Annotated in this window: 15 protein-coding genes; 2 read left to right on the top strand and 13 right to left on the bottom strand. The window is 73.2% G+C overall.

From position 1 onward, the window contains the following. Positions 1–492: 492 nt before the first annotated feature. From AB0G11_RS33650 to AB0G11_RS33710, 13 genes are all read right to left on the bottom strand, one after another. Positions 493–2112: a cation acetate symporter gene (locus AB0G11_RS33650; RefSeq protein ID WP_219507424.1), complete on the bottom strand. Its 1620-nt coding sequence runs from the start codon at positions 2110–2112 to the stop codon at positions 493–495. Then, positions 2109–2438 (bottom strand): DUF485 domain-containing protein, encoded by a 330-nt coding sequence (locus AB0G11_RS33655; RefSeq protein ID WP_219507426.1) that lies wholly within the window; start codon positions 2436–2438, stop codon positions 2109–2111. Before AB0G11_RS33655 ends, AB0G11_RS33650 begins: the two co-directional genes overlap by 4 nt. A 152-nt stretch (positions 2439–2590) precedes the next feature. Next, on the bottom strand, positions 2591–3745 hold the full coding sequence (locus tag AB0G11_RS33660) for a PLP-dependent aspartate aminotransferase family protein (protein ID WP_219507427.1): 1155 nt from the start codon (positions 3743–3745) through the stop codon (positions 2591–2593). Positions 3746–3775: 30 nt separating this feature from the next. Then, complete coding sequence (locus AB0G11_RS33665) at positions 3776–5260, bottom strand: cation acetate symporter (RefSeq protein ID WP_219507429.1); 1485 nt, start codon at positions 5258–5260, stop codon at positions 3776–3778. Further along, positions 5257–5637, bottom strand: coding sequence for a hypothetical protein (locus tag AB0G11_RS33670; RefSeq protein ID WP_219507430.1), 381 nt, complete (start codon positions 5635–5637; stop codon positions 5257–5259). The genes AB0G11_RS33665 and AB0G11_RS33670 overlap by 4 nt, the downstream gene beginning before the upstream one ends. After that, positions 5634–6383, bottom strand: a complete 750-nt coding sequence (locus tag AB0G11_RS33675; RefSeq protein WP_219507432.1) for a LytTR family DNA-binding domain-containing protein — start codon at positions 6381–6383, stop codon at positions 5634–5636. Before AB0G11_RS33675 ends, AB0G11_RS33670 begins: the two co-directional genes overlap by 4 nt. Before the next feature lie 33 nt (positions 6384–6416). After that, on the bottom strand, positions 6417–7595 hold the full coding sequence (locus AB0G11_RS33680; RefSeq protein WP_357590728.1) for a histidine kinase: 1179 nt from the start codon (positions 7593–7595) through the stop codon (positions 6417–6419). A gap of 13 nt (positions 7596–7608) precedes the next feature. After that, positions 7609–8016, bottom strand: coding sequence for an HIT family protein (locus tag AB0G11_RS33685; RefSeq protein ID WP_219507434.1), 408 nt, complete (start codon positions 8014–8016; stop codon positions 7609–7611). Next, the gene (locus tag AB0G11_RS33690; RefSeq protein ID WP_357590730.1) at positions 8013–8723 is read right to left on the bottom strand and encodes a DUF1838 family protein; all 711 of its coding nucleotides are present in this window, start codon (positions 8721–8723) and stop codon (positions 8013–8015) included. The genes AB0G11_RS33685 and AB0G11_RS33690 overlap by 4 nt, the downstream gene beginning before the upstream one ends. Before the next feature lie 18 nt (positions 8724–8741). Beyond that, on the bottom strand, positions 8742–9626 hold the full coding sequence (locus AB0G11_RS33695; protein WP_357590731.1) for a YihY/virulence factor BrkB family protein: 885 nt from the start codon (positions 9624–9626) through the stop codon (positions 8742–8744). A gap of 54 nt (positions 9627–9680) precedes the next feature. Beyond that, positions 9681–10412 (bottom strand): DUF3618 domain-containing protein, encoded by a 732-nt coding sequence (locus AB0G11_RS33700; RefSeq protein ID WP_357590733.1) that lies wholly within the window; start codon positions 10410–10412, stop codon positions 9681–9683. Further along, positions 10409–10789: a phage holin family protein gene (locus tag AB0G11_RS33705; protein WP_219507438.1), complete on the bottom strand. Its 381-nt coding sequence runs from the start codon at positions 10787–10789 to the stop codon at positions 10409–10411. Before AB0G11_RS33705 ends, AB0G11_RS33700 begins: the two co-directional genes overlap by 4 nt. 81 nt (positions 10790–10870) lie before the next feature. After that, positions 10871–11035 carry a hypothetical protein gene (locus AB0G11_RS33710; RefSeq protein WP_357590735.1) on the bottom strand — a complete coding sequence of 55 codons (165 nt, stop codon included), beginning with the start codon at positions 11033–11035 and terminating at the stop codon, positions 10871–10873. 102 nt (positions 11036–11137) lie between these two features. Between AB0G11_RS33710 and AB0G11_RS33715 the strand changes: the two genes are divergently transcribed. Both AB0G11_RS33715 and AB0G11_RS33720 read left to right on the top strand, forming a co-directional pair. After that, positions 11138–14263: an SNF2-related protein gene (locus AB0G11_RS33715; protein WP_357590737.1), complete on the top strand. Its 3126-nt coding sequence runs from the start codon at positions 11138–11140 to the stop codon at positions 14261–14263. A gap of 1 nt (position 14264) precedes the next feature. Then, positions 14265–15014 carry an SWIM zinc finger family protein gene (locus tag AB0G11_RS33720; protein WP_357590739.1) on the top strand — a complete coding sequence of 250 codons (750 nt, stop codon included), beginning with the start codon at positions 14265–14267 and terminating at the stop codon, positions 15012–15014. Position 15015 lies beyond the last annotated feature (1 nt).

The raw sequence follows: 15015 nt of genomic DNA on the forward strand, positions 1-15015 counted from the left end.
CGAGGCAGGTGCGCCCCGGCGGCCAGCGCCCGCAGGTACGGCTCCAGCGCCCGCCGGTAGTGCGCGTCCCCGTCCGGGTCGCGCCACAGGCCGTACAGGCAGCACGCGCCGGTGCGCCGGTCCCACGGCTGGACGAGCGACTCCATGACCTCCAGCGCGATCGTGCGCAGCCGGTCGTCCACGGGGACGGGCAGCCGCGGGGACGACGGGTCGAGGGCCGGGTCGAGGAGCAGGGCCACCTCGCCGGCGGCGGCCAGGCCAGCCTCGGCGACGTCCGGCAGGATCAGGCTGTCCTCGGCGTGCACCGCCTCCAGGATCTGGACCAGCACGGGCAGCGGGTCGGCCAGGCCGTGCAGGTGGTCCTGGACGTCCATCGCCTCGTCGCTGCCGAAGGGGTCGTACCCGTGTCTGCTCACTCGACGATCATGGCGTGGCCGGGGCGGCGGGGGGAAGGCGGGCCCGGCGGAGGGGGTGCCGGGCCCGCGGCGGCCGTCAGTGGTCGGCGGCCTTCTCCGCCCCCACCCCGGTGAGGGAGCGGACCTCGATCTCGGCGTACTTGGCCGCGTTGTACTCCTTGCTCAGGATCGTGCCGAGCCAGCCGCACAGGAAGCCGAGCGGGATCGAGACGATGCCCGGGTTGCTGAGCGGGAACCAGGCGAAGTCGGCGTCCTTGAACAGGGCGGCCTTGCTGCCGGAGACGACCGGCGAGAAGATGACCAGCACCAGGGCGGACAGCAGGCCGCCGTAGATGGCGCTGACGGCGCCGGTCGTGTTGAACCTCTTCCAGAACAGGCTGTAGAGGATCGCCGGCAGGTTGCCCGAGGCGGCCACGGCGAAGGCCAGGGCGACCAGGAAGGCGACGTTCTGGCTCTGCGCGAGGATGCTCAGGCCGATGGCGACGGCGCCGATGACCAGGGCGGAGATCCGGGCCACGACGACCTCCTGCCGCTCGCTGGCCTGGCCGCGCCGGAAGACGTGCGCGTACAGGTCGTGGGCGAAGCTGGAGGAGGAGGCGAGCGTGAGGCCGGCGACCACCGCGAGGATGGTGGCGAAGGCGACGGCGCCGATGAAGGCCAGCAGCAGCGTGCCGCCGACCGAGCCGAAGATCTCCTCGCCGATCCGCAGCGCGAGCAGCGGCGCGGCGGTGTTGCCTCCGGGGTCCTGGGCGACGATGGCCTCCCTGCCGACCAGGGCGGCGGCGCCGAAGCCGAGGACGAGCGTGAGCAGGTAGAACACGCCGATGATGCCGATGCCCCAGAGGACGGACTTGCGGGCGTCCTTGGCGGTGGGGACGGTGTAGAAGCGGATGAGGATGTGCGGCAGGCCGGCGGTGCCGAGCACGAGGGCGAGGCCGAGGCTGATCAGGTCGATCTTGCCGGCGATGCCCTGCGCCTCGGTGCCGTACTTGAGGCCGGGGATGAGGAAGCTGTCGGGGTTGGCCTTGGGTCCGCTGGTGGCGGCGGCCTGGCCGAGCAGCGCCGACAGGTTGAAGCCGAACTTGCCCAGCACCAGCACGGTCACCAGGGCGGCGCCGGTCATCAGCAGCACGGCCTTGACGATCTGGACCCAGGTGGTGCCCTTCATGCCGCCGAAGACCACGTACACGATCATGAGGGCGCCGACGGCGACGATCGTCCAGATCTTGCCGGCCTCGGAGGTGATGCCGAGCAGCAGGCCGACCAGGGCGCCCGCGCCGACCATCTGGGCGAGCAGGTAGAAGATGCTGACGACGATGGTCGAGACGCCGGCGGCGGTGCGGACGGGTCGCGGGCTCATCCGGAAGGCCAGCACGTCGGCCATGGTGAACTTGCCGGAGTTGCGCATGAGCTCGGCCACCAGCAGCAGCGCGACGAGCCACGCCACGAGGAAGCCGATGGAGTACAGGAACCCGTCGTAGCCGGACAGCGCGATGATGCCGGCGATGCCGAGGAAGGAGGCGGCGGACATGTAGTCGCCGCCGATGGCCAGGCCGTTCTGCACGCCGCTGAAGGAGCGCCCGCCGGCGTAGTAGTCGGCGGCGGTCTTGGTCTGGCGGCTGGCCCAGAAGGTGATGCCGAGCGTGGCCGCGACGAAGACGAGGAAGAGGATCGTGGCGAGGGTGGTGGAGCTCACTTGGTCTTCTCCTCGACCTCGTGGCGGAGCTTGTCGGCGATCGGGTCGAGCTTCTTCCCGGCGTGCCTGGAGTAGGCCCAGGCGATGAGGAACGTCGTCACGAACTGCAGCAGCCCGAGGATCAGCCCGACGTTGATGTCACCGAGCAGCTTGATGCCCATGAAGTCGCGGGCCCATCCCGACAGCACCACGTACAGCAGGTACCACACCAGGAAGGCCGCCGTCATGGGGAACGTCCACCGCCTGAAGCGGCTCTTCAGCTCCTGGAACTCGCTGCTCCTCTGCACCTGTTCGTAAACGGACGCGTCATGTTCTCTGGTCGTCACGAGACCTCCACTGTGATGCGGATCACGCACAAGGTAAGAGCGCAACCTACCCGCGGTGGAGGGGTCTCGCAGGGCTGTTCGGCGAGCCGCCGCCGAACGGCGTTCAGCTGGTCAGGGGTTGCGGTGAATGGTCCCTTATGTACGACGAACGGTCAGGCGATTCCGCCCAGCGCGCCGCCCAGGTCCTCGATCAGCGTGGCGGCGGGCTCCAGGCCGACCGCCAGGCGCACCAGGCCCACCGGGACGCCCATGGTGGCCCGCACGCTCTCCTCGACGGTCAGCGCGGGCGCGTTGACCAGGCTCTCGAACCCGCCCCACGACACGCCGATCCGGAAGTGCCGCAGCCCGTCGAGGAAGGCGCCCACCTCGGCGCGCGAGTCCGTGTCCAGCTCCACGCTGAACAGGCTGGAGAAGCCCGACATCTGGCCGCGCGCGACGCCGTGGCCGGGATGCGAGGGCAGGCCGGGGTGGTTGACCCGGCGTACGGCCGGATGTCCCTCCAGGTACGCGGCGACCGCCAGGCCGCGCTCCTGGTGCGCGGCCATCCGTACGGGCAGCGTGCGCAGGCCCTTGATCACCCGGGCGGCGTCGTGCGGCGACATGGCCGCGCCGTACAGCTGGTATTCGGTCAGCGCCAGCGGCCTGATCAGCCGCGCCGGGCCCGCCACCACGCCGCCGACCACGTCGCTGTGCCCGCCCGCGTACTTCGACAGCGAGTGCACGACCAGGTCCACGCCCTTGGTCAGCGGCTTCTGGAACAGCGGCGTCGACCAGGTGTTGTCCATCACGGTGACCAGCCCGTGGCCGCGCGCCCACCCGGCGACGGCCTCCAGGTCGAAGATCTCGTAGCGCATGTAGGAGGGCGACTCGAAGTACAGCAGCCGGGTGCCGGGCCGCACCGCCTCCTCGCACGCCGCCAGGTCGGCCGCGTGCGTGTGGGTGACGCCGAACTTCTCCAGGTAGCGCAGGAACTGCGTGGTCGGCCCGTAGACGGCGCCCAGCACCAGCACGTGGTCCCCGGCCGACACCAGCGACGAGATCGCCGCCGAGATCGCGCCCATCCCGGAGCCGAAGCACTTGGCCCGCTCGGCCCGCTCCAGCGCGGCCAGCTTGCGCTGCAACAGGTCGACGGTCGGGTTGGTGCCCCGCCAGTAGACGTAGCGCTCGTCCTCGTCCCTGATCGCCGCGCCGAGCTCCGCCATCGAGCCGAAGGTGAACACGCTGTTGCCGAACACCGGCGGGTTGACCGCGCCGAGCTGCCACGGCTCGTCCTCGCCCAGCCGGGCGCAGATCCACTCGTCATCCATGACGGCCCACCCTAGGACAGCGCCCGCCCGTCACCCCCGGGGCCGCCAGTCGCCCCGGTCGAGGTCGAGGTTCTCCGGGGTGTGCAGGCGGACCATCGTCCTGGCCACGCCCAGCGGCACCCGGTCGGGCGTCAGGAACGACACCGACACCATCACCGCGAACGCGATCGGCACCGTCCACGCGGCGGGCTGGGCCAGCAGGGCGCCCGCCAGGCCCTCGTACGGGCCGCCGGTGATGGTGGCGAGCACGGCCGAGCAGGCCAGGCCGCCGCCGACGAACAGCCCGGCGAGCGCGCCGGTGGTGGACAGGCGCCGCCACCAGATGCCGAGCACGAGCAGCGGGCAGAACGACGAGGCGGCGACCGCGAACGCCAGCCCCACCACGTCGGCGACCGGCAGCGCCCGCGCCCACAGCGCCAGCCCGAGCGGCACGGCGACGGCCATGAGCGTGGCGATCCGGAACGAGCGCACGCCGCCCTTGAGCAGGTCCTGGGCGATCACCCCGGCGACCGACACGGTCAGCCCGGACGAGGTGGACAGGAACGCCGCGAACGCCCCGGCGGTGACCAGCGCCGTCAGCAGGTCGCCGAGCGTGCCGCCGACCATGCGGGCCGGCAGCGTCAGCACCACGGCGTCGGTGCGGACGAGGTCGGGCGCGTAGATGCGGCCGAGCCAGCCGTACAGCGCGGGCAGCAGGTAGAAGGCGCCGAGCAGCGACAGCACGACGAGCGTGGTGCGGCGGGCGGCCCGCCCGTCGGGGTTGGTGTAGAAGCGGACGAGCACGTGCGGCAGCCCCATCGTGCCCAGGAACGTGGCCAGGATCAGCGAGTACGTCGAGTACAGGGCGTAGTCCTTGGCCCCGGCCAGCGGCACCTGCCAGACGGCGGCGTCCACCGGGTCGAGCGCCGGGGCGCCGTCGGCCTTCCACGCCAGCAGCAGGAACACCAGCGGCACGGCCAGCGCGGTCAGCTTCAGCCAGTACTGGAACGCCTGCACGAACGTGATCGAGCGCATGCCGCCCGACAGCACGTTGACCGCGACCACGACGGCCACCAGCAGCCCGCCGGCCCACACCGGCGCCCCGGTGATCGTGCGCAGCACCAGGCCGGCGCTCTGGAACTGCGGCATCAGGTAGAGCCAGCCGATGAGCACGACGAGCACGCTGGCCGTGCGCCGCACCACCATCGACTCCAGCCGCGCCTCGGCGAAGTCGGGCAGCGTGTAGGCGCCGGAGCGGCGCAGCGGCGCGGACACCAGCACGAGCAGCACCAGGTAGCCGCCGGTCCACCCGACGGGCAGCCACAGCATGTCGACGCCGTAGCTGAGGATGAGCCCGGCCACGCCGAGGAAGGAGGCCGCCGACAGGTACTCGCCGCCGATCGCGGAGGCGTTCCACAGCGGGCTGACGGTGCGGGAGGCGACGTAGAAGTCGGAGGTGGTGCGCGAGAAGCGGATGCCGAAGGCGCCGATGAGCACGGCCGCGACCATGACGACGACGACGGCGGCCAGGCTCATGAACGGTCGACCAGGTCGGCGAAGTGGCGTTCGTTGCGCTCGGCCTGCCGGACGTACAGCCAGGCGCCGATGACGAAGGCGGGGTAGATGAGCCCGGCGAGCACCGCCCACGGGAGCGGGACGCCGAGCAGGTGGGCGTCGCGCAGCTCGGGGATGAGCAGGAACAGCAGCGGCAGCCCGCCCACGACGCAGCCGAGCACCGTGCACACGAACAGCGCCAGCCGGAACTGGGTGCGCAGCAGCGAGCGCATGTAGACCTCGCCGAGGTGGGTCTGCTCGTCGATCTCCCGGGTGGCCGGGCGGCGGGGCCGGCGGGCGGCGGCGGTGCGCGGGCTGGTGACGGCGGTGCGCCGGCCCGGCCGCGGCTCGGGGCTCACTCGTGCCGTCCCTTCCTGGCGCGGCGGACGAGCAGGTCGCGCAGCTCGCGGGTGTGGCGGCGGCTGACGGGCAGCTCGGTGTCGTGGACGCGGACCGAGCACCGGCCGGAGTCGATGTGCAGCTCCTCGATGTGCTTGACGGCGACCAGGTGGCTGCGGTGCACGCGCACGAACCCGGCCGCCGACCAGCGCTCCTCCAGCGTGGCGAGCGGGATGCGCACGAGGTGGCTGCCGGTGGCGGTGTGCAGGCGGGCGTAGTCGCCGTGCGCCTCCACGTAGATCACGTCGGCGCTGGAGACGAACCGGGTCACGCCGCCCAGCTCGACCGGGATGGTGTCGCTCTCGCCGCCGTCGGCGGGCACGTCGGCCGATACGGCCACCCGCCGGATCGCCTCGGCCAGGCGCTCCGGCCGCACGGGTTTGAGCAGGTAGTCCTCGGCCTTGATCTCGAACGCGTCGACGGCGTGCTCCTCGTACGCGGTGACGAACACCACCCGCGGCGGGTTGGCGAACTGCGACAGCAGCCGGCCGAGCACGACCCCGTCGAGGCCGCGCATCCGGATGTCCAGGAAGACCGCGTCGATGGGCCTGCCCTCGGCGATCGCCCGGTCCAGCAGCCGCAGCGCCGCCGAGCCGTCCCTGGCGGTCGCCACCTCGCCGATCCGCGGGTCGGCACGCAGCAGGTACGACAGGTCTTCCAGGGCGGGAAGCTCGTCGTCGACCGCGAGGACCCGAAGTTGTGCCATAGACAGTGATAAAACCGACAACGAAGATCCAGGTCAACGGGCCGAGACGCCCGGGTGATACTTCGGCAACCTGACGTTGACCTTCGTGCCCGCCCCGCGGCCGGTCTCGACCACCAGCCCGTACTCGTCGCCGTAGACCTGGCGCAGCCGCTCGTCCACGTTGGCCAGGCCGATCCCGCCGTCGGAGGCGGTCTCCCCGGCCAGGACGCGGCGCAGCCGGTCGGGGTCCATGCCGAGCCCGTCGTCCTCGACGCTGATGCTGCACTCGGCCCCGGCGTCCTCCGCCACGATGGAGATGCGGCCGACGCCGTCCTTGCTCTCCAGGCCGTGGCGCACGGCGTTCTCCACGAGCGGCTGCAGGCACAGGAACGGCACCGCCACCGGCAGCACCTCGGGCGCGATGCGCAGCGTGACCTGGAGCTGGTCGCCGAAGCGGGCCCGCTCCAGGATGAGGTAGCGGTCGATCGAGCGCAGCTCCTCGGCCAGCGTGGTGAACTCGCCGTGCCTGCGGAAGGAGTAGCGGGTGAAGTCGGCGAACTCCAGCAGCAGCTCGCGGGCCCGCTCCGGGTCGGTGCGGACGAACGAGGCGATCGTCGTCAGCGAGTTGTAGATGAAGTGCGGCGAGATCTGCGCGCGCAGCGCCCGCACCTCGGCCTCCATGAGCAGCGTGCGCGAACGGTCGAGCTCGGCCAGCTCCAGCTGCGAGTCGACCCAGCCCGCGACCTCCTGGGCGGCCCGGACGAGCCCGGCGGAGGCGTGCGTGCCGTAGGCGGTCAGCGCGCCGACGACCCGCTCGTCGGTGGTGAGCGGCACCACGACGGCGTTCCTGACCGGGCATTCGAGCAGGTCGCAGTCGATCGCCAGGACCTGGGTGCGGCCGTCCTGCAGGGTCGCCCTGGCGTGCTCGAAGGCGTCCTCGGCGTGATGGTCGCCGGCGCCGTCGTACACGAGCAGGCGCTCGCCGTCGGTGATGGCGAGCGCGGCCGAGCCGAGCAGCTCGCGCAGGTGGCGCGAGGCCCGCTGGGCGCCGTCGGCGGTGAGCCCGGCGCGTAGCGGCGGCCCCGCCAGCGACGCGGTGTGCAACGTCTCGAACGTGGCCCGCTCCGCCGGGCTGGTGCCCAGGTCGCGGCGGCCCCGCATGACCCGCCACAGCACGATCGCGGGCACGCCGACGAGCACGGCCACCACGGCGACGCCGACCAGGTATCCCACCGTGCGGCCCGGCTCAGCCCAGCGCCTTGGCGATCCGCTCCGCGTAGGAGGCGGCCTCGTCGGCGGAGGAGTAGGTGGTGCGCGGCCAGAAGAAGCCGCGCAGGCCGTCCTTCTTGACCCGGGGCACCACGTGCACGTGCAGGTGGGGGACGCTCTGGCTGATCCGGTTGTTCATCGCGACGAACGTGCCGCCCGCCTCCAGGCCCTCCTCCACGGCGCGGGCCATGCGCTGGACGCTCTCGAAGAACGGCCCCACCCCGGTCAGGTCGGCGAGCGTCTCGGCGTGCACGCGCGGCACCACGAGCACGTGCCCCTTGAACACGGGCCGGGTGTCGAGGAAGGAGACGGACACCTCGTCGGAGCCGACGATCGTCGCCGGGCGCTCCCCCGCGACGATCTCGCAGAACAGATCGGTGCTCATCGGCCGACCTTATCCGCGAACGCGGTCCAGCTCGTCACGTTGGGGGCCGACCACTCCTGCGGCGCGTGCAGGAACCGCTCCCCGGCGCGCTCGCGCAGCCTCGGCGGCACCTCGGCGCCCTTGCCGCCCCGGCAGTGGTAGACGAGCCCGCCCGGCCGCTGCGCCATCGCCATCCACGGCAGCCACGGCGACACCCGGCACCAGGAGAACACGCTCGGCACGTCCGGCAGCTCCGACTCGACGTCGGCCGCCCGGGCGAAGAACTGGAACAGCTCCATCGCCCGGTACGTGTCGTCCGCCGAGTTGTCCGGATAGTCGGCCACCTTGAGCGGCGACGGGTAGGCCAGGCGCACGTCCACGTTGAACACCACCTGCTCGCCCAGCCGCGTCACCGGCACCGGGTAGCCGCCCAGCCGCTGGTTGACCGGGTCGTTGAAGACGTGCTGCACCTCCACGCGGCGGCCGGTCAGCGGGTTGTCCCACACGTCGAGCACCTCGCGGGTGCGCGGGTCGAGGTAGAGGGCGGCCTCCCTGGTCAGCAGCAGCCAGCCGCCGTCGTCGCCGCGCACCGCCCTGGCCACGTTGACGCCCTCGAACCCGAACAGGTGATGCGGCCCGCCGCCGGGCTCCCAGCCATAGACGTCGCCGGTCCACGACGAGATCGTCTCCGCGCCGTCGGAGGAGGCGCGCACGCGGATGAAGTCCATGCGCGAAGCCTCTCACTTTCAGCCCGGCAGATCATCCGGCTCCGGCGGGTCGCGCGGCACCGCGTACGGCTCCCGCCCGGGGGGCCTGCCCTGGGCCGCGGCGCGCTCCCTGATGAGCTCGGCGTCCAGTTCGGCGCCGAACAGCAGCGCCATGTTCGACAGCCACAGCCAGATCAGGAACACCACGACCCCGGCGAGCGCGCCGTAGGTCTTGTTGTAGGAGCCGAAGCCCGCCACGTACAGCGCGAAGCCGCCCGAGACCAGCGCCCACAGCAAGACCGCGAGCAGGCCCCCGGGCGTGATCCAGCGCATGCCCGGCTGGCGGACGTTCGGCGCCGCCCAGTACAGCACCATGATCAGGCCGGCCGCGATGAGCGCCAGCACCGGCCACTTGAGGATGTCCCACGCCGTCACGGCGGCGTCGCCGAGGCCGAGCGCCTCACCGGCCGCGGCGGCCAGCTCGCCCGTCAGCGTGACCGCGATCGCGCCCACGACCAGCAGGATCATCATCATGACCGTGAGGCCGAGCCGCAGCGGGGTCAGCTTCCAGAACGGGCGGCCCTCCTCGATGTCGTAGATCTCATTGCACGCCCGGATGAACGCGGCGATGTACCCGGAAGCCGACCACAGCGCGACCAGCAGGCCGGTGATCGCCACCAGGCCCGCGCCGCCGGTGCTTCGCACCCCGCGCACGCTCTCCGCGATCAGGCCGCGCGCCTCCTCCGGCGCGAGCACGACGAGGGAGCCCACGACCGTGCCGAGGTCGTCGCGGCCCAGCAGGCCGAACAGCGACACCAGCACGATCAGCGCCGGGAACACCGACAGCACCGCGTAGTACGTCAGCGCCGCCGCCAGGTCCTGGACGCGGTCGTTCTTGAACTCGGCGAACGTTCTTCTGATCACCCGCCACCACGACCGGCGTGGCAGCTCGGCGGGTCCGTCGGGGGCCTCCACGCGTCACTTGGCCTGGTTGCGCCTCATCATGCGGCGCACGACCAGGGCCACCACCGTCCCGAGCGCGACCATCACGAACACCGGGCGCTTCTTGACCTGCTCCGGCGTCGCGTCGCCGACCCTTTCGCCGACCCTGCCCGCGACCTCGTGCGCCTTGCCGGTCATCTCGTGCGCCTTGCCCTTGGCGGCGCCCGTCACCTCGTGCGCCTTGCCCTTGGCCGCGCCGGTCATCTCGGCCGTCTTGCCCTTGGCCGTCTCCGCCAGCTCCGTGGCCCTGTCCTTGGCCGTGCCTGCCATCCTGCTCGCCTTTCCTCTGGCCGTGGCCGCCGCGTCGGCTGCCCGGCTCTTGACGTCCGCCTTGCGCGCCAGGGCGCTCACCGTCTCGCCGAGCTCCCGGCGGGTCTGCCTGATGTCCTCCCGGACCGCGTCCGCGTCGTCGCCCTGGGTGCGGTGCTCGCTCCCGGACCGTTTCGCGGCGCGGCCCCCGGTCAGGGACTCCTCCTCCGTGGCGCGCGACCTGACCGCGTCGGTGCGGTCGTCGGCCTGGGGAGGTTCGGGGATGAAGGTCTCGTGCTCCTCGCGGGCCAGCTCGGCCTCGTGCGCGTTCTCGGCCGCGCCCGGCCTGGTCGGCGGCACGTTGATGGACTCGGCGTCCGTCGGCGTGCCGACGGTGGCCCGGCGCGCGCCGACCGTGCCGGCGTGCTGGTCGCTGCGTCCCGGATCGGTCTCGCTCATCGCCGCGCCCCTTCCTTGACCGCGTCGACGTCGGCCCGCAGGCTCGCGATGGTCTCGGTCGGGACCGGCGGCGTCGCCTGCTTCACCTTGCTCTTGCCGGCCAGCCCCAGCAGGGCGGCCACGATCAGCAGGACCACTCCGACGATGGCCGCGGCGACCCACGCGGGCATCACCAGCGCGAGCAGCATCACCACGGCGGCCACGAGCACCGCGCCGCCGAAGAACGCGACCAGCCCGGCCGCCCCGAACATGCCCGCGCCGAACCCGGCGCGCTTGCCCTTCTCCGTGAGTTCGAGCCTGGCCAGCCGCAACTCGTCCTTGACGAGCCGGGAGACCTGCTCGGAAAGGTCGTTGACCAGTTTGTGGGTGTCGTTCACGACGTCGCCTCCTCCGTCGCGAACCCGCCTACCCGAAGAGCCCGGCTTCTATCACCCCGCGGTTTTCCGCCGGGCCGGGTCCTACCGCTTGGCGGCGCGAAGGAGGAGGCCGACCAGCGACTCGACCGGCGACTTGGGCGCCTCGCACCAGTTGTCCGGCTTCTTGGGGGCGCTCCACGGGGACGGGAGCTCGCACGACGAAGCCGGCGGCTTGGGCCGCTCGCACCACGATCCCGGAGTATTCATGCCTCCAGTCTACGACTTGCACTGATTTTTCCCATGAGCCGGCGAGTGCGCCGTCGGCGGACACGGGCCACCGGCCCCTCCCGGCCCGGGTACCCTGCCGAGGTGCTGGTCGTGCATGGGGTCTGGGCCGGGGACGGGGTCGCCTTCTGGGCGGAGGACACCGCCCTCGCGCCGCGTGCCGCCCGTGGCCCGGCGCCGCGCGCCCATCCCTGGGCCGCGCCCGTCGAGCGCCTCCCGGCGGGCGGGCCGCGCACGCTGGAGCTCCTGCTGCCGGGGTCCGCGGCCGAGCCGCTCCCCTCCCCCGAGACCGGGCTCCTGTCCGCGGTCACCCGCCCCTCGCTGCGCCCCTGGCGCGTCCCCGCCGTGGTCCCGCCCCTGCCCGCCGCCGTACACCTCCTCGCCCCCGACCCCACCCCAGCCGCCGCCCCCGCCGCTGACCCCGACCCTGCCCCCGGCCCCGACCTCGCCCCCGGCCCCGGCCCCGACGCTGACGCCGGCCCTGGCTCCGACTCCGGGCCCGGTCTCACCGGCTGGGGTGACGCCGTGCCGGGCGCTACGGTGCGGCACTGGCGGGCCGTCGCCGCGTTCGCGCGGGATCTCGTACGCCGCGGCCGGGTCGTCCCCCAGCTGGAGCTGACGGAGGCCGACGGCGAGGCCCGGGCGGCCTGGCGCGCGGTCGTCACCGGCGCCGACGCCGCCTACTTCCGCGACCTCGCCCTCACCATGCCCCCCGCCTGCCGCACCTGGGCGGTCGAGCGCCCCTCCCACGAGGTGCTGCGCCAAGCCCTGGACGCCTTCGCCGACACTTTCGCCCGAACCGCACTGAACGCCCGGCCCCCGCACACGGGCACGGGCACGGGCACGGGGCGGGGGCGCTGGCTGGCCGCGCTGGCCTCCCCCGACACCACCTGCCCCGGCGCCGCTTCGTCCCGCGCCGACTCTCCCGGCGCCGCGTGCCCCGATGACCCGGACCTGCGGCGAGCCCTGGAGGAGTGGCGCCGCTCCGTGGAGTCGGCCGAGGGCGCCACCCGCGTGTGCTTCCGCCTCACCGAGCCGGTCGACCCCCCGGCCCCCGCCGGGGACGGCCGCGACGACGCGGCCGGGGAGCACCGGTGGCGGGTGGAGCTGGCGGTGCAGGCGGCCGACGACCCGAGCCTGTACGTGCCCGCCGGGAAGGTGTGGGGCGGCGGGCCGGTGGCCGGGTTGCCGGCCGGGGCGGAGCGGGAGCTGCTGGCCGGGCTGGGCCGGGCGGTGCGGCTCTATCCGGAGCTGGACCGGGCGTTGCGGGTGCCGCAGCCGGAGGAGCTGGTGCTCGACACGGCCGGGGCGTTCGCGTTCCTGCGGGAGGCGGCGCCGTTGCTGCAGGCGGCCGGGTTCGGGGTGCAGCTGCCCCGCTGGGCGGGCCGGGCGAGGCTGGGGCTGAAGGTGACGACGCGGACGAAGACGCAGAGCGCGGCGGCGAGCCAGGGGTTCGGGCTGCGTGAGCTGGTGGACTTCCGGGTGGACCTGGCGGTGGGCGGGGAGACGATCGGCGAGGAGGAGCTGGCCGAGCTGGCCCGGCTGAAGGTGCCGCTGGTGCGGGTGCGCGGCCAGTGGGTGGAGCTGGACGAGCGGCAGCTCGCGGCGGCGCTGCGCGCGGTCGGCGGTGAGCGCGGCGGGGTGCTCCCGGCGGCGGAGGTGCTGCGGCACGTGGTCCAGGGCGACGACGAGCTGCCGCTGCTGGAGGTGGACGCCGACGGGGTGCTGGGCGAGCTGCTGTCGGGGCGGCCGGAGGGCGGGCCGGAGGGGCGGCCGGCTGTGATCGGGACGCCGGCGGGCCTGGACGCGACGCTGCGCCCCTACCAGGAGCGGGGGCTGGCGTGGCTGAGCTTCCTGTCGGAGCTCGGGCTGGGCGGGGTGCTGGCCGACGACATGGGGCTGGGCAAGACGGTCACCACGCTGGCGCTGCTCGTGCACGAGCGGGCAGCGGAGCCGACGCTGCTGGTGTGCCCGATGTCGCTGGTGGGCAACTGGCAGCGGGAGGCGGCGAGGTTCGCGCCTGGCCTGCGCGTGCACGTCCATCACGGCAGCGGCCGGGACGCGACGCGCATCGCGGACGCCGACCTGGTGATCACCACGTACGGGACGGCGCAGCGCGACCTGGAGACCCTGCGGCGGGTCCCGTGGCGGCGGGTGGTGTGCGACGAGGCGCAGGCGATCAAGAACAGCGGCACCCTCCAGGCGCAGGCGGTGCGGTCGATCCCGGCGGGCACCCGGCTGGCGCTGACGGGCACCCCGGTGGAGAACCACCTGGCCGAGCTCTGGTCGATCATGGAGTTCGCCAATCCGGGCCTGCTGGGGCCGAAGGCGCGCTTCCGCACCCGGTTCCAGGAGCCGATCGAGGCGCGGCAGGACGAGCAGGCCGCGCAGGCGCTGCGGCGGGCGACGGGGCCGTTCATCCTGCGCCGGCTCAAGACCGACGCCTCGATCATCTCCGACCTGCCGGAGAAGCTGGAGGTCAAGGAGTGGTGCACGCTGACGCCGGAGCAGGCGTCGCTGTACCAGGCGGTGGTGGACGACATGCTGGGCAGGATCGACGACAGCGAGGGGATCGAGCGGCGCGGCCTGGTGCTGGCGGCCATGGCCAAGCTGAAGCAGGTCTGCAACCATCCGGCCCACCTGCTGAAGGACGGCTCCCGGCTGGCGGGCCGGTCGGGCAAGCTGGCGCGGCTGGAGCAGCTCGCGGAGGAGATCCTGGCCGAGGGCGAGAAGGCGCTGCTGTTCACGCAGTACGCGGAGTTCGGCAGCATGCTGCAGCCCTATCTGGAGCAGCGGCTGGACCGGCCGGTGCTGTGGCTGCACGGCGGGCTGCCGAAGAAGGCGCGTGACCGGCTGGTGGACCGGTTCCAGCAGGACGACGAGCCGATGCTGTTCCTGCTGTCGCTGAAGGCGGCCGGGGTGGGGCTCAACCTGACGGCGGCGAGCCACGTGGTGCACGTCGACCGCTGGTGGAACCCGGCGGTCGAGGACCAGGCGACCGATCGGGCGTTCCGCATCGGCCAGCGCAGGAACGTGCAGGTGCGCAAGCTGATCTGCGCGGGCACCCTGGAGGAGCGGGTGGACGAGATGATCGAGCGGAAGAAGGCGCTGGCGGAGCGGGTGGTCGGCGCGGGCGAGGACTGGCTGACGGATCTGTCGACCAGGGAGCTGCGCGAGGTGTTCCGCCTGACGGCCGGGGCGGTGGGCTGACGTGCCGGGCTGGAGCACCCCGATCAGCGTCGAGGGCGGTATCCGGGCCAGGTCGCGGCGCGGTTCGATCGGCTCGACCTGGTGGTCGAGGCGGTTCATCGACGTGCTGGAGCGGATCTGCGACAAGGGCCGCCTGTCGCGCGGGCGCGGCTACGCCAGGGCGGGCCAGGTGCTGTCGATCGACCTGTCGCCCGGCCTGGCCAGGGCGTTCGTGCAGGGGTCGCGCCCGGCGCCGTACGAGGTGACGATCGCCGTCGAGGTGTTCGGCGAGGAGCTGTGGCAGGCGGTCGAGCGGGCGGTGGCCGAGCAGGCCGTCCACCGGGCGAGGCTGCTGGCCGGGGAGATGCCGGAGGAGATCGAGGAGCTGTTCGCGGCGCTGGGAGCCGACCTGTTCCCGCGCGATCTGGACATGGCGTGCTCGTGTCCCGACTGGGGTTTCCCGTGCAAGCACGTGTCGGCGGTGCTCTACCTGCTGGCCGAGTCGTTCGACGACGACCCGTTCCTGGTGCTGGCCTGGCGGGGGCGCGCCCGTGAGGAGCTGCTGGGCTCGCTGGCGGCGGGCGGCGGGGCCGCGCTGGAGGTGGCGGACGTGCCGTTCGCCGACCGGCTCGCCGACTTCTACGCGCCCGCCGGCACGGCCAGGCCCGAGCGCCGCCCGTCCGCCGTGGAGCCCGGCCTGCTGCTGCGCGTCTTCCCGCCGCCGGCGGGCCTGTCGGCGCCGCTGACCGAGCTGTACGACCGCCTGCGCTAGG

Source organism: Nonomuraea sp. NPDC023979 (assembly GCF_040639085.1).
GTDB lineage: Bacteria > Actinomycetota > Actinomycetes > Streptosporangiales > Streptosporangiaceae > Nonomuraea > Nonomuraea ceibae.